Origin of the sequence: Tumebacillus sp. BK434, from assembly GCF_004340785.1 — a bacterium.
Classification (GTDB): domain Bacteria; phylum Bacillota; class Bacilli; order Tumebacillales; family Tumebacillaceae; genus Tumebacillus_A.
In genome coordinates this window covers 51658-74284 of the sequence record NZ_SLXS01000006.1, presented here as the reverse complement: position 1 = coordinate 74284, position 22627 = coordinate 51658, and the positions used below count along the sequence as shown (strand labels likewise).

General features: G+C 57.7%; 23 protein-coding genes. 3 read left to right on the top strand and 20 right to left on the bottom strand.

The annotated features are described in order from the left end of the window. Positions 1-7: 7 nt before the first annotated feature. Positions 8-901: a LysR family transcriptional regulator gene (locus EV586_RS15495; RefSeq protein ID WP_132946028.1), complete on the bottom strand. Its 894-nt coding sequence runs from the start codon at positions 899-901 to the stop codon at positions 8-10. A gap of 102 nt (positions 902-1003) precedes the next feature. Between EV586_RS15495 and EV586_RS15490 the strand changes: the two genes are divergently transcribed. Continuing rightward, entirely contained in the window at positions 1004-2206 is a 1203-nt protein-coding gene (locus EV586_RS15490; RefSeq protein WP_165898637.1) for an MFS transporter, read from the top strand. Positions 2207-2295: 89 nt separating this feature from the next. Here the strand turns inward: EV586_RS15490 and EV586_RS15485 are convergent, their stop codons facing one another. The 9 genes from EV586_RS15485 to ccpN form a co-directional block, all read right to left on the bottom strand. Then, a complete protein-coding gene (locus EV586_RS15485) occupies positions 2296-3021 on the bottom strand; it encodes an HAD family hydrolase (RefSeq protein ID WP_132946026.1) in 726 nt (241 codons plus the stop codon). A gap of 65 nt (positions 3022-3086) precedes the next feature. Beyond that, positions 3087-4727, bottom strand: coding sequence for an AMP-binding protein (locus EV586_RS15480; protein ID WP_132946025.1), 1641 nt, complete (start codon positions 4725-4727; stop codon positions 3087-3089). A gap of 209 nt (positions 4728-4936) precedes the next feature. Then, on the bottom strand, positions 4937-6076 hold the full coding sequence (locus EV586_RS15475) for an acyl-CoA dehydrogenase (RefSeq protein ID WP_132946024.1): 1140 nt from the start codon (positions 6074-6076) through the stop codon (positions 4937-4939). A 99-nt stretch (positions 6077-6175) separates the two neighbouring features. After that, positions 6176-7039, bottom strand: a complete 864-nt coding sequence (locus tag EV586_RS15470; RefSeq protein ID WP_132946023.1) for a hypothetical protein — start codon at positions 7037-7039, stop codon at positions 6176-6178. 82 nt (positions 7040-7121) lie between these two features. Beyond that, complete coding sequence (rpoD, locus tag EV586_RS15465) at positions 7122-8267, bottom strand: RNA polymerase sigma factor RpoD (RefSeq protein ID WP_132946022.1); 1146 nt, start codon at positions 8265-8267, stop codon at positions 7122-7124. 38 nt (positions 8268-8305) lie between these two features. Further along, on the bottom strand, positions 8306-10174 hold the full coding sequence (dnaG, locus tag EV586_RS15460; RefSeq protein WP_132946021.1) for a DNA primase: 1869 nt from the start codon (positions 10172-10174) through the stop codon (positions 8306-8308). A gap of 399 nt (positions 10175-10573) precedes the next feature. Beyond that, entirely contained in the window at positions 10574-12007 is a 1434-nt protein-coding gene (locus tag EV586_RS15455) for a pyruvate, phosphate dikinase (RefSeq protein WP_165898636.1), read from the bottom strand. Next, positions 12007-12816, bottom strand: a complete 810-nt coding sequence (locus tag EV586_RS15450) for a pyruvate, water dikinase regulatory protein (protein WP_132946019.1) — start codon at positions 12814-12816, stop codon at positions 12007-12009. The genes EV586_RS15455 and EV586_RS15450 overlap by 1 nt, the downstream gene beginning before the upstream one ends. Before the next feature lie 11 nt (positions 12817-12827). Beyond that, complete coding sequence (ccpN, locus tag EV586_RS15445) at positions 12828-13478, bottom strand: helix-turn-helix transcriptional regulator (RefSeq protein WP_481937766.1); 651 nt, start codon at positions 13476-13478, stop codon at positions 12828-12830. 193 nt (positions 13479-13671) lie between these two features. On the opposite strand from ccpN, the gene EV586_RS15440 reads away from it, so the two are divergent. Both EV586_RS15440 and lgt read left to right on the top strand, forming a co-directional pair. Further along, positions 13672-14091, top strand: a complete 420-nt coding sequence (locus EV586_RS15440) for an EamA family transporter (protein ID WP_132946018.1) — start codon at positions 13672-13674, stop codon at positions 14089-14091. Between the two features lie 88 nt (positions 14092-14179). After that, the gene (lgt, locus tag EV586_RS15435) at positions 14180-14974 is read left to right on the top strand and encodes a prolipoprotein diacylglyceryl transferase (protein ID WP_132946017.1); all 795 of its coding nucleotides are present in this window, start codon (positions 14180-14182) and stop codon (positions 14972-14974) included. Between the two features lie 55 nt (positions 14975-15029). Here lgt and EV586_RS15430 read toward each other — a convergent pair whose 3' ends face one another. From EV586_RS15430 to EV586_RS15385, 10 genes are all read right to left on the bottom strand, one after another. Next, complete coding sequence (locus EV586_RS15430; RefSeq protein ID WP_132946016.1) at positions 15030-15383, bottom strand: hypothetical protein; 354 nt, start codon at positions 15381-15383, stop codon at positions 15030-15032. Between the two features lie 138 nt (positions 15384-15521). Beyond that, a complete protein-coding gene (locus tag EV586_RS15425; protein ID WP_132946015.1) occupies positions 15522-16049 on the bottom strand; it encodes a DUF4342 domain-containing protein in 528 nt (175 codons plus the stop codon). Positions 16050-16078: 29 nt separating this feature from the next. Next, positions 16079-16831, bottom strand: coding sequence for a DNA repair protein RecO (gene recO, locus EV586_RS15420; protein ID WP_132946014.1), 753 nt, complete (start codon positions 16829-16831; stop codon positions 16079-16081). 32 nt (positions 16832-16863) lie between these two features. Then, positions 16864-17013, bottom strand: coding sequence for a YqzL family protein (locus tag EV586_RS15415; RefSeq protein WP_132946013.1), 150 nt, complete (start codon positions 17011-17013; stop codon positions 16864-16866). Between the two features lie 119 nt (positions 17014-17132). Next, positions 17133-18056, bottom strand: coding sequence for a GTPase Era (era, locus tag EV586_RS15410; protein WP_132946012.1), 924 nt, complete (start codon positions 18054-18056; stop codon positions 17133-17135). Beyond that, positions 18053-18451 carry a cytidine deaminase gene (locus EV586_RS15405; RefSeq protein WP_132946011.1) on the bottom strand — a complete coding sequence of 133 codons (399 nt, stop codon included), beginning with the start codon at positions 18449-18451 and terminating at the stop codon, positions 18053-18055. Before EV586_RS15405 ends, era begins: the two co-directional genes overlap by 4 nt. Positions 18452-18457: 6 nt before the next feature. Continuing rightward, positions 18458-18940 carry a diacylglycerol kinase gene (locus EV586_RS15400; protein WP_165898635.1) on the bottom strand — a complete coding sequence of 161 codons (483 nt, stop codon included), beginning with the start codon at positions 18938-18940 and terminating at the stop codon, positions 18458-18460. Between the two features lie 7 nt (positions 18941-18947). After that, positions 18948-19451, bottom strand: coding sequence for an rRNA maturation RNase YbeY (gene ybeY / locus EV586_RS15395; protein WP_132946009.1), 504 nt, complete (start codon positions 19449-19451; stop codon positions 18948-18950). A 47-nt stretch (positions 19452-19498) separates the two neighbouring features. Then, complete coding sequence (locus tag EV586_RS15390; RefSeq protein ID WP_243653054.1) at positions 19499-21598, bottom strand: HD family phosphohydrolase; 2100 nt, start codon at positions 21596-21598, stop codon at positions 19499-19501. A 39-nt stretch (positions 21599-21637) separates the two neighbouring features. Next, positions 21638-22600 carry a PhoH family protein gene (locus EV586_RS15385; RefSeq protein WP_132946008.1) on the bottom strand — a complete coding sequence of 321 codons (963 nt, stop codon included), beginning with the start codon at positions 22598-22600 and terminating at the stop codon, positions 21638-21640. Positions 22601-22627 lie beyond the last annotated feature (27 nt).

Sequence of the window (22627 nt, the reverse complement as noted above, 5' to 3'; positions counted from 1 at the left end):
GTCAGTCTCAACTATTATAGCCCAACTTTGCTTCTTCCCGAAACAGCCGGATAAACTCTTCCACCGCCGGCGGCAGCGGATCGTGCCCGAGCTGCACCAGCACGCTTTTCCGACTCAGCTGCGGCATCCCTTCGACCTGCAGTTCGACCAGTTCCCCGCGTTCGAGGGCCCGGCCGGCCATCGCCCGCGTCAACAGCGCCGCCCCTTGCCCGCGCAACAGGAGATCGAGCGCCGTCTGCGGCGGCACTTCGATCTCCGTGCCCGGTTCGCAGATCAACAGCGCCTGCCAGCCTTTGACCTCATGCCCCCAGTCGATCTGCCAAAACGGGTTCGCTTCCTCTTTCAGCTCTTCCAGCGTGACCTTTCCCCGCAGCGCCAGCGGATGACCGGCCGGAACGGCGACCAGCAGCGGCTCTTCGACCGTCAGCCGCGTCGTCAGGTCGGCGTTCAGGTACGGCCAGATCAGAAAGCCGATTTTGATAAACCCGTCATAGAGCATCTCGACGACCTCCCGGTTGTGCCCTGTATGCACCGCAATTCCCAGCTGCGGATTCTCCTCCCGCACCCGGGCCAGCGCCGATGCGAAAAATCCTGCCGCCAGCGTCGGCAGCGTGGCGATCACCACCTGCCCGCGCTTGCCCTGCTCGGCGAGGCGTGCCGTCTCCACGCCTTTCGACAGCACGGCCAGCGCCTGCCGCGCATAAGGCAAAAAGCTGCGCCCCAGCTCCGTCAACTCCAGCCTGCTCCCGCCGCGCAACAGCAGCGCCCCGCCCACCTCCTGCTCCAGTTGGCGCAGCCGGGCCGAGATCGTCGGCTGCGCGATGTCCAGCACGCGCGCCGCTTTGCTGAAACTGCCGAGCCGGACGATCTGGTCGAACGTCTGCAGTTGATTGGTGTCCATCGCGATCGCCCCTTATCGAAAAACCTAATGTTCATTATAGATGATATCGGATTGATAAATAACCCTGCCCTTAGTACGATGTTGGCAAAGGGAGGGTTGTTCGTGAATTATCTTGCTTTTTTTCGCACGCCGCACTTGGTGTGGCTCTGGCTGTCACAGTTTCTGTCCGCGTTTGGCGATCAGCTGTATCTGATCGCCATCACCTGGCTGGCGGTGCAGCAGATGGGCAGCAGCGCCGGTCTGCTCACCGGGGCGGGCACCGTCACGGCGCTCCTGCTCGGGCTGTTTGGCGGAGCGTATGCCGACCGCTTCGACCGCCGCAAGACGATGATCGTCTCCGATCTGCTGCGGGCGCTGCTGGTCGGGCTGCTGCCACTGAGCTGGTATTGGTTCGGCGACGGCACGCTCTGGCCGCTTATGCTGGCGCACGTGCTGGTCGCAGCGCTGGGCACCCTTTTTCAACCGGCGTTGCAGGCCAGCCTGCCTGTCCTCTGCCGGGAGCAGAGCGTGCTCTATGCGGCCAATGCGCTGATCGACAGCACGCACCGCTTCGCCCGCATCCTCGGTCCCGGCCTGACCGGGCTGCTGCTGCTCTGGCTGGCGCTGCCCGACTTTTTCCTGCTCGACGCGATGACGTACCTCGTCTCCGGCGCGGTGCTGCTGCTGATCGGCAAGGAGTTCCCCAGCCGTCCGCCCAAGGGCGCTGCACCCAAGCGGATCGGGCATGACATCCGCACGGCGTGGCACCTGCTCCTGCAGGACAAGCTCCTGCTGCTCGCTCTGAGCAGCCTCGCGGTCGTCAACGTCGCCTGGGGTGCCGCCTTCATGATCGGCGCACCGCTGCTGTCAGACAGCGCCAGTGACTACGGGCTGATCGTCGCCGCCTACGGGATCGGCAACGTGCTCTCGCTGCTCGTGACGGGCGGATTGGCTGCCAAGGTCGGGTTTCGGGCGATGTTTCTCGGCCAGCTGATCTTGGGGGCAGGTTTTGCCGTCATGGGGATCGGCTCGCTGCAGATCGCGATGCTCGGGGCAGCGATCGCCGCTTTTGGCAGCCCGATCGGCGATCTGCTGATCCTCGGACGCATCCAGACCGGCTTTCCCCCTGAACATGTCGGCAAGCTGTATTCGATCCGCCAGCTGTTCGCAGGCGCAGGGCTTGCCGTCGGGCTGCTGCTGGCCGCTCCGCTCTACCAGCTGGTGACACCGTCCACAGGCATTCTGCTCTGTGCGCTTTTGATTGTTGCGTCCGGGCTGTACGGGCTCAGTAAAGGATCTGTGCTGTTCAGCACCCGCCAGCCTTAGGTGTTGACAGAGGCAGAATTGAGATAGCCAAGTCTTGGTGATGTTTTGCTTCTCATACAAGATTTTGAGAATCTGCTAGTCCCGATCATTCATGTCAACAGGGATGCCAACAAGCCGGGCACCGCGCGAAGTTCTGCCGCCGAATGTCGATCGGGCAGCCCGAGAATCGGCGCGTCTTCGAAGATCCACACGCGGCGCATGCCAAGGAAATCGGCCGGTTCAATATCATGCGTGTAGCTGTCCCCGATCATCAGAGCTTCTTCAGCTTTGCATCCGGCCAGTTCCAGCGCATGTTCAAAATACAGCGGGTCCGGCTTCGAATAGCCGATCGACTGCGAGAATACCAGATGATCAAAATAGCTGAGCAGCCCGTGCGCTTCCAGTTTCGGCAGCTGCACCTCGGCCGCTCCGTTGGACAGGACGAGCAGCTTCGCGCCTTGTTCCTTCGCCCACTGCAGCACTTCGTGCACGCCCGGCGCCGGACGCCAATCGTCAGGATGGGCGGCCAGCATCGCCGCCTTCAGCTCTGCGGCCAGCCCGTCTGCCAGCTCAGCCGGCACGCCAAACTTCTTCAACTGTTCGCGCCAGATGTGCACTTTCACGCCATCGACCGGCAGCACGAGCTCTTTTTTGACCCATGCGCCCCAGGAATGGTTGTTGAGGCTGCGATAGGACATCAAAAAGTCTTTCGGTTCGCCAAACGACAGCTCGGGAAACTTCGACCGCAACTCTTCTTGCGCCTGCAGCAAAAACGCTCCGCTGCCCAGGCCGTGCGCGCCAAGCGTTCCGTCCAAATCGAAAAAGACCGCTTTCATCCTGCTCACTCCTTCCAAAATGCAAAGGCAGGCACCACCAGTGGTGCCTGCCCTCCTTGAACTTTCTAGTTGAGGAGAAATTTCTCCTGCGCCAGTTCGCGAAGTTTGAATTTCTGCACCTTGCCCGATGCGGTCATCGGATAGCCTTCGACAAATTCAAAATAGCGCGGGATCTTAAAGCGCGAGATCTTGTCCAGGCAATATTCGCGCAGCTCTTCCGCCGTCAAGGTCGCCCCTTCTTTGACGATCACAAACGCGCCAACCTCTTCGCCGTATTTCGGATCGGGGATGCCGATCACCTGCACGTCGAGCACCTTCGGATGGGTGTAGAGGAACTCTTCCACTTCGCGCGGATAGACGTTTTCGCCGCCGCGGATGATCATGTCTTTCAGGCGTCCGGTGACGCGCAGGTTGCCGTCCGCATCGAGCGTGCCGAGGTCGCCTGTGTGCAGCCAGCCGTCTTCGTCGATCGCCGCCCGGGTCGCTTCGGGGTTCTTGTAATAGCCTTTCATCACGTGGTAGCCCCGCGTGCAGATCTCGCCCTGCTCGCCGAGCGGGGCTTCTTCGCTGGTGCCGGGAATGAAGATCTTCACTTCCACGTTCGGCAAGGCCCGGCCGACCGTCGCGACGCGCGTTTCCAGCCCGTCGGTGGTGCGGGTCATCGTGATCGCCGGCGACGACTCGGTCTGCCCGTAGGTGATCGTGATCTCCCGCGCGCCCATCTTTTCGATCACCGCTTTCATCACTTCGGTCGGGCACGGCGAGCCGGCCATGATGCCGGTGCGCAGGGAGGACAGGTCATAGCTGGCAAAATCGGGGTGGTTCAGCTCGGCGATAAACATCGTCGGCACGCCGTGCAGCGCGGTGCATTTTTCAGCTTGCACCGTCTCCAGCACCGCCTGCACGTTGAACTCGACGACCGGCACCATCGCCGCGCCGACCGTCACGCAGGCCATCGCGCCGAGCACACAGCCGAAGCAGTGGAAAAACGGCACCGGGATGCACAGGCGGTCGATCTCGCTCAGGTTCATGCACTCCGCGACATTGCGCCCGTTGTTGACGAGGTTGTTGTGGGTGAGCATGACGCCTTTCGGGAAGCCGGTCGTGCCCGACGTGTACTGCATGTTGATCACATCGTCCGGGTGCAGCGAAGACTGACGCACTGCCAGCTCGGCGTCAGGCACGTCTTGACCGAGCGCCATGATGTCCGCCCAGTTGAACATGCCGGGCCACTTTTTGTCACCCAAGAAAATCACATTTTTCAAAAACGGCAGGCGCTCCGACTGCAGTTGGCCGGGCTCTGCTTCGCGCAGTTCCGGCACCAGTTCGTACAGCATGTCGATGTAGGAAGTGCCTTTAAACTCTTCCATCAAGATCAGGGTCGTGGTGTCAGACTGGCGCAGCAGATACTCCAGTTCTGCCGCCCGGTAGTTGGTGTTGACCGTGACCAGCACCGCGCCCATCTTGCCGGTCGCAAACTGCGTGATCAGCCATTCCGGGTAGTTGGTCGACCACGCCGCCACATGCTCGCCGCGCTCGATGCCAAGCTTGATCAAGCCTTTCGCCGCCTGTTTGCAGACCTCATTAAATTCCGCATACGTATAGCGCAGTCCCCGGTCATGGTACACCATCGCGTCACGCGCCGGGAAGCGCGCAGCCAGATCGTCAAGCAGTTGCCCAACGGTAGTATGTAATCGTTCAGCCATTGTCAGTCTCCTTCCTTAACCAATCTCTTCGCACTACTACTTCGTATGATAGACTGAAAATTCCTCCAAATGATTAAAAATGCATAAAAAAAGCCCTCGCCCAACAGGACGAGGGGTGTTGCAGATTGTTGGTTGGTTGACTGCTTTCAATATACCCGTTCAAATGGATATTTGATTGCTGTTTAACAGTATATCGGATTTAGCTAAATTTAGCAACCGATATGACGCGCGATGACGATGCGTTGGATCTCGGAAGTGCCTTCGCCGATCTCCATCAGCTTCGCGTCGCGGAAGTAGCGCTCCACCGGGTACTCTTTCATATAGCCGTAGCCGCCATGAATTTGGATCGCCTGGTCGCATGCGCGCATGCAGATCTCAGACGCGAACAGTTTGGCCATCGCCGCTTCTTTGCCGAACGGCTTGCCTTGGTCTTTCAGCCATGCCGCTTTGTGCACCGCGGTGCGCGCCAGTTCGATGTGCATCGCCATGTCGGCGAGTTTGAACTGGATCGCTTGGAACTTGGAGATCGACTGGCCGAACTGCTTGCGCTCCTGCGCGTACTGCAGGGACGCTTCAAACGCCGCCTGTGCGATACCGACCGACAGTGCGCCGATCGAGATGCGGCCGCCGTCGAGCGTCTTCATGAACTGGATAAAGCCGTTGTCGACAGTGCCGAGCACGTTTTCTTTCGGTACGCGCACGTTGTCGAGGATGATTTCCGCGGTGTTCGAGCCTTTCAGGCCGAGCTTTTCATACGGCGTGGAGGTCGAGAATCCCGGGGTATCGGTCGGCACGATGATCGCGGTGATGCCTTTCGAACCTTTGGAACGATCGGTGACAGCGGTTACAACGCAGACCTTAGCGTAGGAAACGTTGGTGATGAAGCACTTAGAACCGTTGACTACCCACTCGTCGCCGTCGAGCACGGCGTTGGTCTGGGTGCCGGATGCGTCAGAGCCTGCGTTCGGCTCGGTCAGGCCAAACGCGCCGAGGATCTTGCCTTCTGCCAGCGGCACGAGCCACTTTTGCTTCTGCTCTTCAGTACCGAATGCAAGGAACGGGTTGCAGCCGAGCGAGACTGCCGCCGCATAGGACAGGCCGTGCGAACCGCAAGCGCGGCCGACTTCTTCGACAGCCAGCGCGTAGGAGACCGTGTCAGCGCCTGCGCCGCCGTACTCTTCCGGAATCGGCAGGCCGAGGAGACCCAGCTCGCCCATCTTCATGAAAGTGTCAAACGGGAACTCGCCCGTCTTGTCAACGTGCTCGGCGTTCGGGCGGATCTCCGCTTCAGCGAAATCGCGAACGGTGTTGCGAATCATAATCTGATCTTGCGTCAGATCAAAGTTCATTAAGATACCCTCCTCTATGGAAACGGAAAAATGAGTGCGCATTCATTCATCTAAAAACATTATACACAACCGCCATCAGGAACGGCAATACTTTTCGAGCTATTGTGACACTTGTCCAACCCACTTTTTGAGGCCCTGATGGTACACGATGAACAGCGTGATCAGCACCGCGAGCTTTAAAAACACGAGGATCTGCATGAACAGATCCATGTTCAGCCCAAATACTAGCATCCGCAGATCGGGCCCAAACAATGCGAGCAGCCCGGCCGCCAGGAAGACCGGCGCGACGTAGACGCGGTACCGGCCGAGCACGACAGCAAAGAACAACGCGAGAAAGGCAGGGATCATAAAATAGAAATGCTGCACGCCGTACGAGGAGGTGCCGATGTCTGCAGCCACTTCTAAGAAGTTGGCATACAAGAGGAGCAGGCCCAGCAGCCCGATGCCGCTGACCAGCCGCGAGCGAAAGGCGGCTCCGGCCAGCAGCCAGACCAGAAATACGACCGCCATCGTGCCGAGCAGCTTCCCGCGGTCGCCGAGCAGGCCGGAAGAAGAGAGGTAATAATATCCAATCAGCGCCACCATCACCACGGCGACAAACAGCCAAACCGTCTGTGCGAGCGAGCTTTTGCCCCGTTTGCGGTAGGCCATCACGAACGGAAAGACCGTACCGAGCAGCAGGACAGCAATTTGCATTGGCTCGGGAAACAAGGTAAAATTAAGGGCAAAGATCAAGAACAGCAACAAGCCTGTGATCACAAGCAGCACCTTGCCGAGGACACCGCCGTTCGCACTGGTTTTCCAGCTCGACTTGGCCTTGCTCCCCGTTTGTTGATCATGCGAAAAGGCATCGCCCTCCGCGTATAGGTTCATCAAAAAGTCGCAATATTCGGTCGGGATTAGTCTGCTCTCACGCCACTTTTTGATCTCACCGATCATGAGTTTCTTTTGCTCCTGATTCAAAGATCACGCCTCCCGGATAAATCGCATAAAAAAGCACTCACCAGAAAAGAAGTGAGTGCTGCGAAGGTTCGAAGGTATTGTTCTATTCAAGGAAGTCCTTGAGACGCTTAGAGCGGCTCGGATGGCGCAGTTTGCGCAGCGCTTTCGCCTCGATCTGGCGAATCCGCTCACGAGTGACGCCAAAGACTTTCCCGACTTCTTCGAGCGTGCGGGTACGGCCGTCATCGAGACCGAAGCGCAGGCGGAGCACGTTTTCTTCACGTTCTGTCAGCGTATCAAGCACGTCTTCCAACTGCTCCTTGAGCAGTTCGTAGGCGGCAGCATCGGCCGGCGCCAGTGCATCTTGGTCTTCGATAAAGTCGCCGAGGTGAGAATCGTCCTCTTCGCCGATCGGTGTTTCCAGCGAAACCGGCTCCTGTGCGATCTTCAGGATCTCGCGGACTTTGTCCGGGCTCATGTCCATCTCGGCTGCGATCTCTTCGGCGGTTGGTTCGCGCCCGAGCTCTTGCAGCAGTTGACGGGAGATGCGGATCAACTTGTTGATCGTCTCCACCATGTGTACCGGAATCCGGATCGTTCTGGCCTGGTCTGCGATCGCACGAGTGATCGCCTGACGAATCCACCAGGTCGCGTACGTAGAAAACTTAAACCCTTTTTGGTGATCGAACTTCTCAACAGCCTTGATCAGACCCATATTCCCCTCTTGGATCAGGTCAAGGAACAGCATCCCGCGGCCGACATAGCGCTTGGCGATCGAGACCACCAGTCGCAAGTTCGCTTCCGCCAGGCGACGCTTCGCCTCTTCATCCCCTTTTTCGATGCGCAGCGCCAAGTTGATCTCTTCTTCAGCAGAAAGCAGCGGCACACGGCCGATCTCTTTCAGATACATACGGACCGGGTCGTTGATCTTGATGCCAGGCGGCACGCTCAGATCTTCGAGATCGAACTCCTCTTCTTCATCGAGGCTCTTCGGACCGTCTTCATCATCATCGTCGTCATCTTCGAACGGCGCTTCGTCGTCCGCTTCATTTATCACCTCGACCCCTTGCTCCGAGAGGTGGTCAAAGAATTCGTCGATCTGATCCGAATCCTGATCGAAAGCGGAAAGTTTGTCCATAATCTCACTGTAGGTGATCACGCCGCGCTTTTTTCCGATTTCGACAAGCATCTGTTTTACTTCTTCCAAAGACATCTGTTGAGTGTCTGTGTGTTTCACTTTTTTCACCATCCCGACCCCTCCTTCCCTAAGGAGTAGTTAACGAACGTTTATATTTCGGCTTGCGCGTTTTCCAGAGATTGAATCATGGACTGCACACGATTCATTTCGTCGTATGCCGCCCGCATTCCTTCTGTATCGCCTCGATTTCCACAATCGATCATCTGCCGTTCATAACGTTTCATTTCCAATTGCAAATGATACACCTTGATGCGATGGATATATTCACGTACCAGGGCGTCTACACGATCAGACCGCCGATCCAGATGATCCGCTTCCATCGCGAGAGCAGTCGCCAGCCTCAAAAGCTCGCGGTCCTCTAAGCCGCCGATGAACAGCGACGGGTCCGCCTGGGTGTGTTCTGCGTAATAGGCGAAAAGATGGGCGGCCAGCGCCCCATGCTCATCCACAGAAAATTCGTCTGCCAGCGCGTATTGAACTTGTCTAGCTACCCCTTCATCGATTAACATATAAGTAAGGAGTTTCCGCTCTGCATTGATGTGAGCCGGCAACAGTTTTCCTGTGCTCGCAAAGCTCACTTCACCCGCATTATTTCTATTAGTATTCCACTTCCTGTCAGGTTTATCCCCCGCAGGCGGGCTTTTCTTGGCGAGCGCAAGTTCCTTCTCCATGGCCTCTTTGGGATAGCCGAACTCCTCGCTTAATTCGCGCAGGAGCGTTTCCAGTTCAATCGGTGAACTGACGGTGACGAGCAGTTTGTGAATCACTTCTTTGATGTAGTCTTCCTTGCCGGTTTGCGTGCCAAGGTTGAACTCCTTGCGAAGCGAATGCATGCGAAACGCCGTCATCGAGCTTGAGTTGTCAAGCACGACGCGGACGAACGCGTCTTTGCCATATTTGCGCAGAAACTCATCCGGGTCCAATCCGTCGGGGATTGTTGCGACCCTCGCTTTCACAGTTGCGCCTGACTCTTTGATGACTTCGGACGATCGAACGGCTGCTTTCTGACCGGCAGCATCACCGTCGTACATCATGACGATCTCTTCCACGTTGCGTTGCAGCAAACGGACTTGCTCATTGGTCAGCGCAGTCCCCAAAGCGGCCACCGTGTTCGGTATGCCGTGCTGATAGGCCATGATCACATCCATGTACCCTTCGAGCAGGATCACGCGACCCTCTTGCCGCATCACCGGTCTTGCCCTGTGCAAGTTGTAGAGATGGCGTCCCTTTGAGAACAACGGCGTCTCCGGAGAGTTGAGATATTTCGGCTCCCCTTTGTCGAGAATCCGTCCGCCAAATCCAATCACCTGTCCCTGTCCGTCGTGGATGGGAAACATCACACGATGACGGAACTTGTCGTAGTATCTGCCTTTATATTTCTCGCTTTGCGACAATAAACCTGCTTCCACGAGCAAATCTTCGGCAAATCCCCGCTTCTTGAGGAATTTTACAAGCACATCCCACGCGTTTGGCGCATAGCCGAGCTGAAAGGCCTCGATGATCGTCTTGGTGATGCCGCGCGATTCGAGATACCTTAGCCCGGGCAAGCCCGCATCGGTGTTCATCAGGATGTGGTGATAGTATTTTGCCGCCAAATCATGTGCGCGAAACATCTCTTTGCGCCGCTTGTACTCTGGCGAATCGATGTCTTCCAGCTCTTCGACAGGAAGTGCGATGTTGGCGCGCTTGGCCAGTTGTTCCACCGCTTCGAAAAACGTGATCCCTTCCTTATCCCTCAGGAAGGAGAACAGATTGCCGCTCGCACCGCAGCCAAAACAGTGGTAAAGTTGTTTGTCCTGCGAGACGGAAAACGACGGCGATTTCTCATTGTGGAACGGGCAGCAGCCCATATACCCGCGGCCGCTCTTCTTCAGGGGCACAAACTCACCAATCACATCGACGATGTCGAAGTGCTGACGTACTCGTTCGATGATTTCCTCAGGCAGACGCTTTTTCACATCGTATCACCCTCGTCTGTCATTTGAGTACGTAAAATATTCGCCAACGTTCAACAATATCCTTCTGTGCACCCGGACAAAATGGAATGTCCAGAATGGTGTACCGAAGCAAAGATATTCTACGATGCGCAGTGATTTCCTTCTCGCAAAAACACATTTTGACACCTTTCGACAATAAAATCACTCGACAGCCGCTAAAGTACGTCCCTAGTATAGACGCACATCTACAAAAATATTCCGGGCATGAGCGCATGCTGACTGATTTGTCAAGAGCGAAAACAACATTTCTTAAATATGTACGCCTCTTTCGTCAAAAAATCCTTCCGATTTGCAAATTCTCTGCTCTCCGACCAAAATTTCACAAACAAAGGAAAAACCCCTGTGCCTGTACAGGGGTTTTTACGCTTGAAGCCAGCTGCGGAACACGTCGACAGCGGCGGAAACTTTCGGTGCGGCCAAGGGCAAGGCGTCGGCGTAGACCTTTCCTGTGCTGCCGTCCAACGTCAGCACGTCTCCTTCCACAAACGTCCGGCCACCGATCTCGACCGTGCGCGCGGTGAGGTCGATCGTCACGGCGGAGCAGCCGACGATGCACGGCTTGCCGAGCGGCAGCGCGGTGACGGCGGCGTGTGACGTCGTCCCGCCAAACGCGGTCAGGATACCCTGCGCTTCGGTCATCGCCTCATAATCGTCGGGGTCGGTCTCACGCCGGACGAGCAGCACATCCTGTCCGGCGCGGCGCTGCAAAAGCACCCTCTCGGCGTCGAGCGCGATGCGGCCAACCGCCGCGCCGGGCACCGCCGGAATGCCGGTTGCGAGCGGTGCGATCTGCACGGCGGGATCGAGGCGGGGCTGCAGGAGCCGGTTCAGCTCCGGCAGGTCGACCCGCTGCACGGCGGCCGCACGGTCGATCACTCCGGCCTGCACCAGATCGACGGCGATCTGCACCGCCGCCTGCGTGGTGCGCTTGCCGTCCCGCGTCTGCAGAAGATACAGCACTCCGTCTTGGACAGTAAACTCGATCTCCTGCATATCTTGGTAGTGCGCTTCCAACTGTTGTGCGGCAAGTTCCAGCTCCGCATAGACGAGCGGCATCCGTGCGCGCAACGTTTCGATCCGCTCCGGCGTCACAGCGCCGGACACGACATCTTCACCCTGCGCTCCGTACAGGATCTCGCCGTGCAACCCCGGCTCGCCGCTGGCCGGATGGCGGGAGAACACCACCCCGGCGGCCGAGCGCTCGTTCAAGTTGCCAAACACCATCTCTTGCACGCTCACCGCTGTGAAAGCGTCCTCGGGGATCCCGTGAATCCGGCGGTAAACGGCCGCCCGGCGATTGTTCCACGAGTCGAACACCGCGCTGACCGCCTGCAAGAGCTGCTCCAGCGGCGACTCGGGAATCTCAGCGGAGACGACCGCTCCGTACATCGCCCGGAACCGGCGCTCGCAATCGGCGGCGAAGGCCGCATGTCCGGTTCCCCCGGCCAGCCCTTGCACCACCGCGCGATTCAGCCCGAGGTTGAGCACGGTGTCCATCATGCCCGGCATCGACTCCGGGGCACCGGAGCGGACGGCGAGCAGCAGCGGACGGCTCGGGTCGCCGAGGCGCTTGCCTGTCCGCCGCTCCAAGCCCGCCAGCGCGTCGACGATCTGTTCGCGCAGCCCGCTCGTCAGCGTTTGCCCGGCCGCGTAATAGGCGCGGCAGGCGGCGGTGGTCAGCGTAAACCCGTCCGGCACCCGAAAACCGAGGCGCGTAAGCTCGGCGAGCCCCGCTCCTTTGTTGCCGAGCAGATGCTGCTGCTCGCGGCTGCCGTCCGCAAAGGCGGAGATCACTAGCGGCGGCTCCCGCGCTTGATCTGATCCACGATGATGCTCGCGGTCTCTTCCACCGCCTTGTTCGAGACGTTGATCACCGGGCAGCCGACCTTCTTCATGATCCGCTCCGCGTATTCGAGCTCCAGCTTGATCCGCTCAAACGCCGCATAGTTCGCTTCTTCGCGCAACCCCAGCGCCTTCAGGCGCTCCGTGCGGATGAGATTGAGTTCGCCCGCCGAGATGGTCAGCCCGATCACCTTGTGCGGCGACACTTCAAACAGCTCTTCCGGCGGCTCCACTTCCGGCACCAGCGGCACGTTGGCCGCTTTTAAACGCTTGTGCGCCAGAAACATCGAGAGCGGCGTCTTCGACGTGCGCGACACGCCGATCAGGATCACGTCGGCGCGCAGCAGACCGCGCGGGTCTTTCCCGTCATCGTATTTGACGGCGAACTCGATCGCTTCCACACGGCGGAAATATTCATCGTCCAGCTTGTGCACGAGCCCCGGGCGGTTTTTCGGCTCCGCTTGGAACGTCGATTGGAACGCCGCCACCATCGGCCCCATGATGTCGACCGCCGTCACGCCGTGCTCCAAAGCTTCACGCACCAGTCCGTCCTTCAGTTCCGGAATGACCAGCGTATAGGCGATCAGCGCGCCGATCTCCTTTGCCGCCTGCACCGTTTCCCGAATCGGCTCCATATCGTCCACGTAGGAAATCCGTCTGATCTCCGCGCGGCTGCCGTTAAACTGGCTCGCAGCCGCCCGCACCACAAATTCGGCCGTTTCGCCCACAGAGTCTGAGATCACATACACGATCGGTGTCATCCGCATCCCTCCTACACTTCGTTGACTTCACCAAGCTCGACAAAGATCTTGGCGATCGTCGTTTTCGTAAAGCGGCCGACCACTTCCAACTGCTTGCCCGCATCATCGAGCGGGCGCACGACCGGAATCGAGTCGATCGCATAGTCGATCAGGCGCTTGGCCGCCTCATATACGCTGTCCTCAAGCGACAGCGTGACGATGTTCGGCATCCGCGTCATCGTCAGCGACACCGGCACTTTTTGCGTTTCCTGGTTGCCGATGGCGACTTTCAGCAAGTCTTTGCGCGAGATCACGCCAGACAGGATGCCGCCGTCCTTCACCACAAAGATGCTGCCCACATCTTCCATAAACATCGTGACGATCGCATCGTATACTGACGCTTCCTCGTTGATCACGACGGGGACCGATTTGTATTGCTTCACTTGCAGCTTGCGCAGCTGTTCTCCAAAAATCTGCCCGGATTTCTTTCCGGCATAAAAATAACCGACACGCGGTCGCGCTTCCAAAAAACCGGCCATCGTCAATATCGCCAGGTCGGGACGCAAAGTCGCCCGGGTCAGCCCCAGTTTGTCGGCGATCTGCTCCCCGGTGATCGGCCCTTCTTCGCGGACGATCTCGAGGATCTGCCCTTGGCGTTTGGTCAGTTCGATGGTGTCCACCACCTTTTATTCGCTCGTTGTTCGCTCAACTGAAAATGTGACATACAATATCCTGTTCAATATGCTATATAGTACATCTTATTAGAATGTCAGCAAAACCGCTATAGTCTTGGTGAGGTTTGCACAAAAAGTTTAAATTCTGCCCTTCCTGCGCATACCAACAGAAACTGTTGATTGACAAAGGAGGCAAAATTTCGTGTCTTGGCTGATCTATGGATTGCTTTCCGCCCTGTTCGCTTCCTTTGTGGCGATCCTCGGGAAAATCGGGATCAAAGGGATCGACTCCAACGTGGCGACTGCCGTCCGGGCCGTGGTGATGGCGGCGGCGACCTTGCTGTTCATCACCTGTAACGGCACGATCGGGCAGGTGCGAGACATCGCGCTGCGCCCGATGATCTTCATCATCCTCTCCGGCCTCGCCGGGGCGGCGTCATGGATGTTTTACTTCGGCGCATTGCAACAGGCGGCCGCTTCGAAAGTGGCGCCGATCGACCGCCTGAGCATCGTGTTCACGCTGATCCTCGCCGCGCTCTTTCTCAAGGAAAAAGTGACGCTGGGCATCGCAGCAGGCTGTGTGCTGATCGTGATCGGCTCGATCATGATCGTCAAAGCATAGTCTCCCCGCACATCTTCCTTTCTGCCCGCAGGTCGGCTACAATGTTGGTAGAAAATACTGGTTGATCGTCCCTTGGGAGGTATGTGCTGTGCACCAAATACTGTTCTACATCGGGGACTTCCCGATCCGTTCCTACGGAACGATCGTCGCGATTGCGATCCTTTTAGCGATCGGACTGGCCACCTACATGGCCAAACAGGAAGGCAAATACGAAGAGCATGTCTCGGGGATGGCGATCTGGGCGATTCTCGGCGCGCTGCTGGGCGCGAGGCTCTGGCAGGTGCTCTTTTTCGAATGGGGCTACTACTCGCAACATCTGATGGATGTATTTGCGATCTGGAACGGCGGGATGTCGATCCAGGGCGGGCTGGTCGGCGGTTTTATCGGCGGCGGCTTGTACACGTGGAAACACAAGATCCACTTCTGGGAGTTTGCCGACATCGTGGCGCCTGGCATCATATTGGGCCAAGCGGTCGGCCGCATCGCCTGCTTCATGAACGGCGACGCGTTCGGCTCGCCGACGGGCAGCAACTTCGGCCTCGTCTATCCGGAAGGCACGGTCGCCTATTCGACATACGGCTCACAGCCGCTCTGGCCGGCCGAAGTCTGGGAAGGGCAGTGGGACTTGATCGTGCTGGCGCTGTTGTTCTTGTTTAAAATGCGCCGCGTGCCGACCGGCTACCTGTTCCTTGCCTACAACATCCTGTACTCGGCGGGACGATTCGCTTTGGAGTTCCTGCGCGGCGACTCGGACCGCTTCGCCGGACTTACGGCGGCGCAGTGGACGAGCCTGAGCGTGATGGTGCTGGCCGCCGTGTTTATGGTGTATCTGCACTTCCGCCCTGCGAAGACCAGCGCTCCGAAACAGACGGAGACCGCCTAGAGGCTGAGAAAAACAAAAGTGGCATCCCGACTGGGGATGTCACTTTTTTGTTTGCTTACGTGTCCGCTTCTTCCAGATCCAGATCCATCTCCGAGTCCGACTCCAGATCCGAGTCTAAATCCGAATCCAGATTTAAATCCTGTTCGTCCTCCACAGATGTCTCTACAGTGTCCTCCATAGTTTCCTGTAAAGTTTCCTCTACAGTTGCATCCGTGGTTGCTTCCGCGATTGCTTCCGCAATTTCTGCCGTATTTTCTCCCGAAACGTCTTCCGAGCTGTCCATCCCTTTGCGGAGAAGTTCTTGAAGCGACTTCGGCATATGTTCCTGCTTGACGTGAGTCTGCAGCAGCTCCAACAGCTCTTTTTTGGACTGCGCGTCCAATTTCAAGCCCACACGCTTGCGATCCATTACGGGCCACCCCCTCTCCTCGTTCGTAATACCATATGCAAGAGCCCGAGCGCCGGTCAGGTACAGGCAACTATTTCCTGCTGCCCCGACATGAAAAAGGCAGTTGCTGCACAACTTCTGCAGCAACTGCCAGTTCCATTACGTATTGGAGGATGCTTCGACGCGCTCCATGCTTCCCGCTTTCCCGGAAGAGAGCGACGGCGTTACGGCGCTCGTATCGATCGACTCGTGATGCACATTGACGACCGCCGGCTGATGCCCCGTATCGGGGTCTTGCTTCATTCGCTTGTCGATGACGATCTCGTAGCGCGCGGCCACAGCGGCTGCCGTGCCGGCCACCGCCAGATAGGGGAAGATCAGGGCGCCGACCACGCCGACCGCCGCCGGGATCGTCAGCACCGTCTGCCCGTCGCGAATGACACGTATGCTCGAAGCTTGTCCGGTGCGGACGATGTCCTGCACCTTGTGGAGCAAGTCTTTGCCCATCACCTGCATCCGCTCTTCGACCTGCCCGACCACGCCAGTGTCGGCCGTGCGGTGCTCGAGGTCAATGCATGCGCGCACGACATTGCCGTCATTTTGCTCCAGCAAGTTGTACGCCTCGCGGTAGGAAATCTGAAACCGTTTGCGCAAAATGTCCACTTTTTCCAGCATCGGGTCTGTCATCCTGCTCACTCCTCCACAATGGGCTTCGTCTATAGATCATACTTATGGAGTTGTTCCAAAAACGCACGAGACTTGAACGTCACACCGCTGTACTCATCGATGTACTGCTTCAGCACCTTGCCGAGCTGGCGCCGCACATCGTCGCCGACCTTCACTTCGCCTAAGCGCCGCACATCCATCGCCTGAAAGGTGCGCAAGAGCTTCAGCGCCACCGGCTTGATCCAGATCGCCCGCTCATCGTAGGGATGGCAGTTCCCGCACAGCGGGCCGCCATGCAGGATGGAAAAGCGCACCGCCTGCTCCACCGGCTGAAAACAATGCGCGCAATGGTACAGTTCCGGCCGAATCCCGGCCAGATCCAACATTTTCATCTCACAAAGCCGCACGACGATCTCCGGGTCTTTGCCGTCAGCCAAATGGGTCAGCAAGGTCAGCACTAACAGAAAAACGCCTTGCGAGGGCTCGCGCTCCTCTACAAAGCGGTCTGCCAGCTCTACCACATAGGAGGCATACGCTGCCTTGAACAAATCCTCCCGAATCGCCCGAAACGGCTCATTCAGCTCCGCTTGTATAATGGTGCCCATCCCGCGCCCTTCGCCGATCGCAATCATGTAGGTGCCATAAGCGAAAGGTTGGGATACCGGATTGAGCTGACTCTGCGGCTTTTTCGCGCCGCGTGCCATCGCCCCGACTTTCCCTTGCGTATCGGACAGCAGTGTCAGAATCTTGTTGCTCTCCCCGTAATCGACTGTGCGCAGCACAATCGCTTCCACTTTTTTCATTGGACAGCCTCTTTCGTTTGGTCAAGCAAGCGCTATTCCGTGCGTGCCTCCATCTCCGTTTCGAAGCTCGGTTCGGCTGTTTCGGCGCCGCAGTCCTGGTTCAAGTTCTGACATGCTTTATAGAGAAGATAGGCATCAATCTCACCTGTACTCTCGAAATATCGCCACGAAAAATCTCTCATGCAGCTCATCCTTTCTTACAAGAGTGAGGTTCTGCCAAGCATCGTAACTCTATAGTTCGCAATCGACCTTTCCCCTATACTATGGAATTGCTGTCAGAAATGATTGTGTGAATGACCGCTTACTCCTCGGTAAAACCGAAGTTGCGCAGCATATGTTCGCGATTGCGCCAGTCTGCTTTCACTTTTACCCACAGCTCCAAGTACACTTTCGAACCCAGCAGTTTCTCAATGTCCAGCCGGGCCATCTGCCCGACTTTTTTCAGCACGGAGCCTTGCTTGCCGATGATGATCGCTTTTTGCGAATCCCGCTCGGTGTAGATCGCCGCATGGATGTACAGCATGTTGCGGTCTTCTTTCATCTGCATCTGCTCAACTTCCACGGCCACCGAATGCGGCACTTCCTCGCGAGTCAGGTGCAGCACTTTCTCGCGGATCAATTCCGCGACGATAAAGCGCTCCGGATGGTCGGTCAGCTGATCGGGCGGGTAGTAAAACGGCCCTTCCGGCAGCAGCTTGAGGATCATGTCGCGCATCCGCACCACGTTGTCACCTTTCACCGCCGAGATCGGGATGATCTCAGTAAACGGGAAGGCGTCTTTGTAGGAGGCGATGATCTCGAGCAGTTTCTGCTTGTCTTCGATCAGGTCGATCTTGTTGATCACCAGGTAGATCGGCGTATCTTTTTTGACATCTTTCAAGATCTCGATGATGTATTCATCCCCGGCGCCTTTGGGCATCGTCGCGTCGACGAGGAACAAGACCGCCTCCACTTCGCGCAGGGTCTGCACCGCCACTTTCACCATGTGTTCGCCTAAGCGGTGTTTCGGTTTATGTATACCCGGGGTATCCATGAAGATGATCTGGCTGTTGTCATGCGTGACCACCCCGTGAATCCGGTTGCGCGTCGTTTGCGGCTTGTCGGCGGTGATCGCCACCTTCTGGCCCACCATGTAGTTCATCAGCGTCGATTTCCCTACATTGGGGCGTCCGACGATGGCAACAAAGCCGGAGCGTGTTTTTTGTTTCGTCTCTTGATTGGTCACTCCACAAAATCCTCCTTTTGAAATGCGAATGGCAGCAGTTCGCCAACGGTCGTCTCGCGAAGCGAATCGCTCAAGTTGGACAAGATGACCGGCGTCTCGGCCGTGCAGAACTCGGCCATCACCTGGCGGCACGAACCGCACGGGGACACCGGACCGTCCGTGTCTGCCACGACGGCGATCTTTTGAATCTTAGCTTTCCCTTCTGACACCGCTTTAAAGATCGCCGTCCGCTCGGCGCAGCAGCAGAGCGGGAAGGCTGCATTTTCGATGTTGCATCCGGTGACGACTTCCCCGTCGGCAAGTAAAAGCGCTGCCCCGACCGGGAATTTGGAGTACGGGACGTACGCTTTCTCCCGTGCTGCTTTCGCCAATTTTACCAATTCCAAGTGTTCCATTTCGGCTCACCCCTGTTTTTTAGATCGTGAATACGCCCGCCATGAGATCAAGAGCAGCACGAGCATGCCAAGCGGTATGAAGGCGACGTACACCGCCATCTCCCCCGTGTCATCCAAATCGCGCAGCCGCAGCGGGAACAATTTGTCAAAGAAGACAAAAAAGCCGACTATCACCGCGTGCACTGCCGTCAGCAGGACGGCAGCTGCCGCCACATCTTTGGCAATTTTGGCGAGCGGATGATAGTCGCTGGTCGCAAGGTCGACTACCGCTTCGATCGCCGTGTTGAACAGCTCGGCGGCTACGACGGCGATGATCGAAAAGAATACCAGCACGATCTCTAATTTGCTGAGATCAAGCACCAGACTCAAAATCATGGCCCCCAGCGCAACCACAAAATGGATGCGCATGTTGCGCTGGGTGGTCAAGGCAAGCGTCATGCCTTCAATCGCGTATGCAAAGCTCTTGAGGAGCTTGTTCTCATTCCACATCCGGGCTTCACCCCCGCGTGATTCCTGCCGCCTCCATGATCGCATCCTGACGGGAGAACATCTCTTTCTCCTCTTCTTCTGTGCCGTGGTCATAGCCGACGAGGTGCAGGAAACCGTGCACGGCGAGAAACGCCAGTTCGCGCTCCACACTGTGCCCGTACTCGGCCGCCTGGCGCTTGGCGGTCGGCACGGAGATGATGATGTCGCCGAGCATGTCGTCCGTCTCCAGACCCTCTGCATCTTCCGGATCGAAGAAGATCTCCGGCTCGCCATTCCCTTCCTCCATCATCGCAAACGACAGCACGTCGGTCGGCGCGTCTTTGCCGCGGTACGTGCGGTTGAGTTCATGGATCGCTTCATCGTCGACCAGCGAGATCACCACTTCGCCGGTCAGGATGTTCTCATGTCGCGCCGCGTGCTCGATCGCTCTGGTCAGCACTTCGGTGAGCGCAAATTCGAACTGTTCTCCGTACTCATCAAGGATTTCGAGCGTGATATTGACAGGTTCCATAGCTGTGACTCCTTCACTTGCGACTTGAGAAACGAGGCTGATCGGGTTTAGTTTGTCTTGGGCAGTTCCGGATATTCAATCCGCGCGTGATAGATGCCGTTCAGCGTGCGCAGGAATGCATCGGCGATCTTGTCGAGATCTTTCAGCGTCAGGTCGCATTCGTCGAGCTGCCCGTCGTTCAAACGGTCTTTGAAAATCTTGTGAATCACCGACTCGATGCGGTTGGGCGTCGGGCGGTTCATCGAGCGCACGGCCGCTTCGACCGCGTCGCAGAGCATGACGATCGCCGCTTCTTTGAACTGCGGCTTCGGCCCGTCATAGCGGAAATCATCAACGTTGATCGACCCGCTCTTGTCCTGTTCCAACGCTTTGTTGTAGAAGTACATGAGGATCGTCGTCCCGTGGTGCTGCTCGCAGATGTCGCGGATCGGCTTGGGCAGACGGTGCTCCTCCTGCATCTCCAGCCCGTCGCGCACGTGCGAGGTGATGATCAGATGCGACAGGCTCGGCGCGACTTTGTCGTGCGGGTTGTCTTTGGACAGCTGGTTCTCGATGAAGAACAAAGGCCGCTTCATCTTGCCCACATCATGGTAGTACGCCCCGACCCGGCAGAGCAGCGGATCGGCGCCGACCATCTCCGCCGCCGCTTCGGCGAGGTTGCCGACGATCAGCGAGTGGTGATATGTGCCGGGTGCTTCCATCAGCAGCTTCTTGAGCAGCGGGTGATTGGGGTTGGACAGCTCCAAGAGCGAGATCGGCGTCAGGATGCCGAACGAGCTTTCCAAAAACGGCAGCACGCCGATCGTGACGACCGCCGTAAAGACGCCGGAGATGATGCCAAAGAGCAGCGACTGCAAGTATTGGCTGACTTCCGTGCCCGAGGAGCCGAGCGCCTGCATCACCGTGATCGTGATCAGGTTGATCCCGGCGATGATAAAGCCGGCGCGCATGATCACCATGCGGTGCTTGACGCGGGAGACGGCAAACGCCCCGACGAGGCCTGCGATGAACGACACGAATACAAACTGGAACTTCGAGTCGAACGCGGCGCCTGTGAACATCGCAAACAGGAACGCGAGCAGGATGCCGAGCTGGGCGTCGAACAGGATCGTCACCAGCATCGTGCCCATCGCCACCGGCGTCAGGTAGCCGATCGTGGCGAATCCGAGCGACTCGCCGAGCGACAACACCTTCATCCCCGCTGCGGTCAGCACGATGATGATCGCGAGGCAGAGCAGGAGCAGGTTGTTTTTGCCGACTTTCGAGCCGGTCATCTCCAGATAGAAGGCCAGCACGAGCACCGACAGCACGAGGAACCCGGCGAATCCGAAGTACATCAGGTAGTTCGGCTCTTCGTCGGTCAGCTTGAGGTCTTTCAGCTTGGAGTAGGACGCTTCGTCGATGCGCTCCCCTTCCTTGACGATGACCTCGCCCATGTTGATCATCGTTGGCGGGACGTTCTGCATCGCTTCCTGGCGCTTGCTCTCCGTCTCTTCCTTGTCGTAGATCATGTTCGGCCGGGTCACCGTCTTGACCAGTTCGCGGACGATCATCCGCTGATCCCGCCCGAGCTCCGAATAGCCGAGCTGGGCGTCAAGCTTCTGGTCGATCACCGGCATCGTCTCTTCATAGATCTCTTCCGAGTAGATATTTTCGACGATGCGCACCGCTTCTCTGTTCATGCCGGGCAAGCTTTCGACAGGGGCGGCAAGGAAGCTTTTCAACGGCTCCTCCTTGACCATCGCCTGCAGGTTGGCTTTGCGGATCGCTTCCAGCTTGTCCGCTTCGGTGAAGGCCGGGTCGTCCTGCACCCGCTTCACCGTCTCGAAAAATTTGTTCAGGTTCTCGACCGCCCGCTGCTCCACGGCGGTGTCCCGGTTGTACTGACGGGTGATCTTGCCCGCCGCCTCTTTGCGGGCCAGTTCGGTCGCCCGCTTGTCGACGGCGTCTGTCGGCGCCTTGATCTGCTTTTCCGCAATCGAACCGACACGGTAGTCAAATCGTTCCGGCAGCACGTTGCCGATAAAAAGAAAATAAAGGAGCACCGTGAGAACGACATAGATCGTCACCCGCAGGGAGCGGCTTTTTTTGGTTTCCGGACTCAGTGTGATCTGTCGAATGTGCCTCAGCAGGTTGCTCCTCATCATGGCTTCTTCTCCTTACCTTTTCCTTGCCGGGTCAAACGCTCAACCTTGCTCGACGTCGTAAGCCGCGATGATCTTCTGCACCAGGTGATGGCGCACAACGTCCTGCTCGGTCAAGAAGATGAACGAAATGTCCTCGACTTTTTTCAAGATGCGAACTGCTTCGTTCAAACCTGACAGTTTGCCACGCGGCAGGTCGATCTGGGTCACATCCCCTGTGACGACCATTTTCGACCCAAAACCAAGCCGCGTCAAGAACATTTTCATCTGCTCCGGCGTGGTGTTCTGCGCTTCGTCCATGATCACGAACGAATCCTCCAGCGTCCGCCCGCGCATGTAGGCGAGCGGTGCGACTTCGATGATGCCGCGCTCCATGTACTTCGCGGTGTTCTCCGGCCCGAGCACGTCATACAGCGCATCGTAGAGCGGACGGAGGTAGGGATCGACTTTCTCCTGCAGATCGCCTGGCAAAAAGCCGAGATTTTCGCCCGCTTCCACCGCCGGACGGGTCAGGACGAGCTTTTTCACCTCGCCCTTTTTCAAGGCGGTCACCGCCATGACGACGGCGAGGTACGTCTTGCCCGTCCCGGCCGGGCCGATCCCGAAGACGATGTCGCGCTTCTTGATCGAGCGGATGTAGTCGCGTTGGCCGAGCGTTTTGATGCGGATCGATTTGCCCTTGTAGGTGACGGCGATCTCTTCGTTGTACAGCTCGAGGAGCTGTTCAGCAGAACCCGTGCCTGCCAGCTTGATCGCATAGGCCACATCGCGCTCTTTGATCACCTGTCCTTTGCGGATCAGCTTGAGCAGCACGGAGAACAGGCTCTCCAGCACTTCGATCTCTTCTGCGGCTCCGGTCATGGTGATCTCGACGCCGCGCACATGAATCTTCGTGGCGAATGCGCCTTCGATTTGCTTCAGATGGGCATCATGAGGGCCGAACAGCTGCGTCGCCTCATGGTTATCTTGCAAAGCCAGCTTTTTTACGATCGGTTGGTTGTCCAATCCAGGATTCCACTCCTTTGATGTGGG

Coding starts and splice junctions, on each gene's coding strand:
- EV586_RS15485 (WP_132946026.1), bottom strand. CDS start 3,021: ATGAAAGCGGTCTTTTTCGATTTGGACGGAACGCTTGGCGCGCACGGC.
- EV586_RS15495 (WP_132946028.1), bottom strand. CDS start 901: ATGGACACCAATCAACTGCAGACGTTCGACCAGATCGTCCGGCTCGGC.
- EV586_RS15480 (WP_132946025.1), bottom strand. CDS start 4,727: ATGGCTGAACGATTACATACTACCGTTGGGCAACTGCTTGACGATCTG.
- EV586_RS15425 (WP_132946015.1), bottom strand. CDS start 16,049: ATGACAGACCCGATGCTGGAAAAAGTGGACATTTTGCGCAAACGGTTT.
- EV586_RS15405 (WP_132946011.1), bottom strand. CDS start 18,451: ATGGAACACTTGGAATTGGTAAAATTGGCGAAAGCAGCACGGGAGAAA.
- EV586_RS15415 (WP_132946013.1), bottom strand. CDS start 17,013: ATGAGAGATTTTTCGTGGCGATATTTCGAGAGTACAGGTGAGATTGAT.
- ybeY (WP_132946009.1), bottom strand. CDS start 19,451: ATGGAACCTGTCAATATCACGCTCGAAATCCTTGATGAGTACGGAGAA.
- EV586_RS15400 (WP_165898635.1), bottom strand. CDS start 18,940: ATGTGGAATGAGAACAAGCTCCTCAAGAGCTTTGCATACGCGATTGAA.
- EV586_RS15430 (WP_132946016.1), bottom strand. CDS start 15,383: ATGGATCGCAAGCGTGTGGGCTTGAAATTGGACGCGCAGTCCAAAAAA.
- recO (WP_132946014.1), bottom strand. CDS start 16,831: ATGAAAAAAGTGGAAGCGATTGTGCTGCGCACAGTCGATTACGGGGAG.
- EV586_RS15450 (WP_132946019.1), bottom strand. CDS start 12,816: ATGACACCGATCGTGTATGTGATCTCAGACTCTGTGGGCGAAACGGCC.
- EV586_RS15475 (WP_132946024.1), bottom strand. CDS start 6,076: ATGAACTTTGATCTGACGCAAGATCAGATTATGATTCGCAACACCGTT.
- EV586_RS15390 (WP_243653054.1), bottom strand. CDS start 21,598: ATGATGAGGAGCAACCTGCTGAGGCACATTCGACAGATCACACTGAGT.
- rpoD (WP_132946022.1), bottom strand. CDS start 8,267: ATGGTGAAAAAAGTGAAACACACAGACACTCAACAGATGTCTTTGGAA.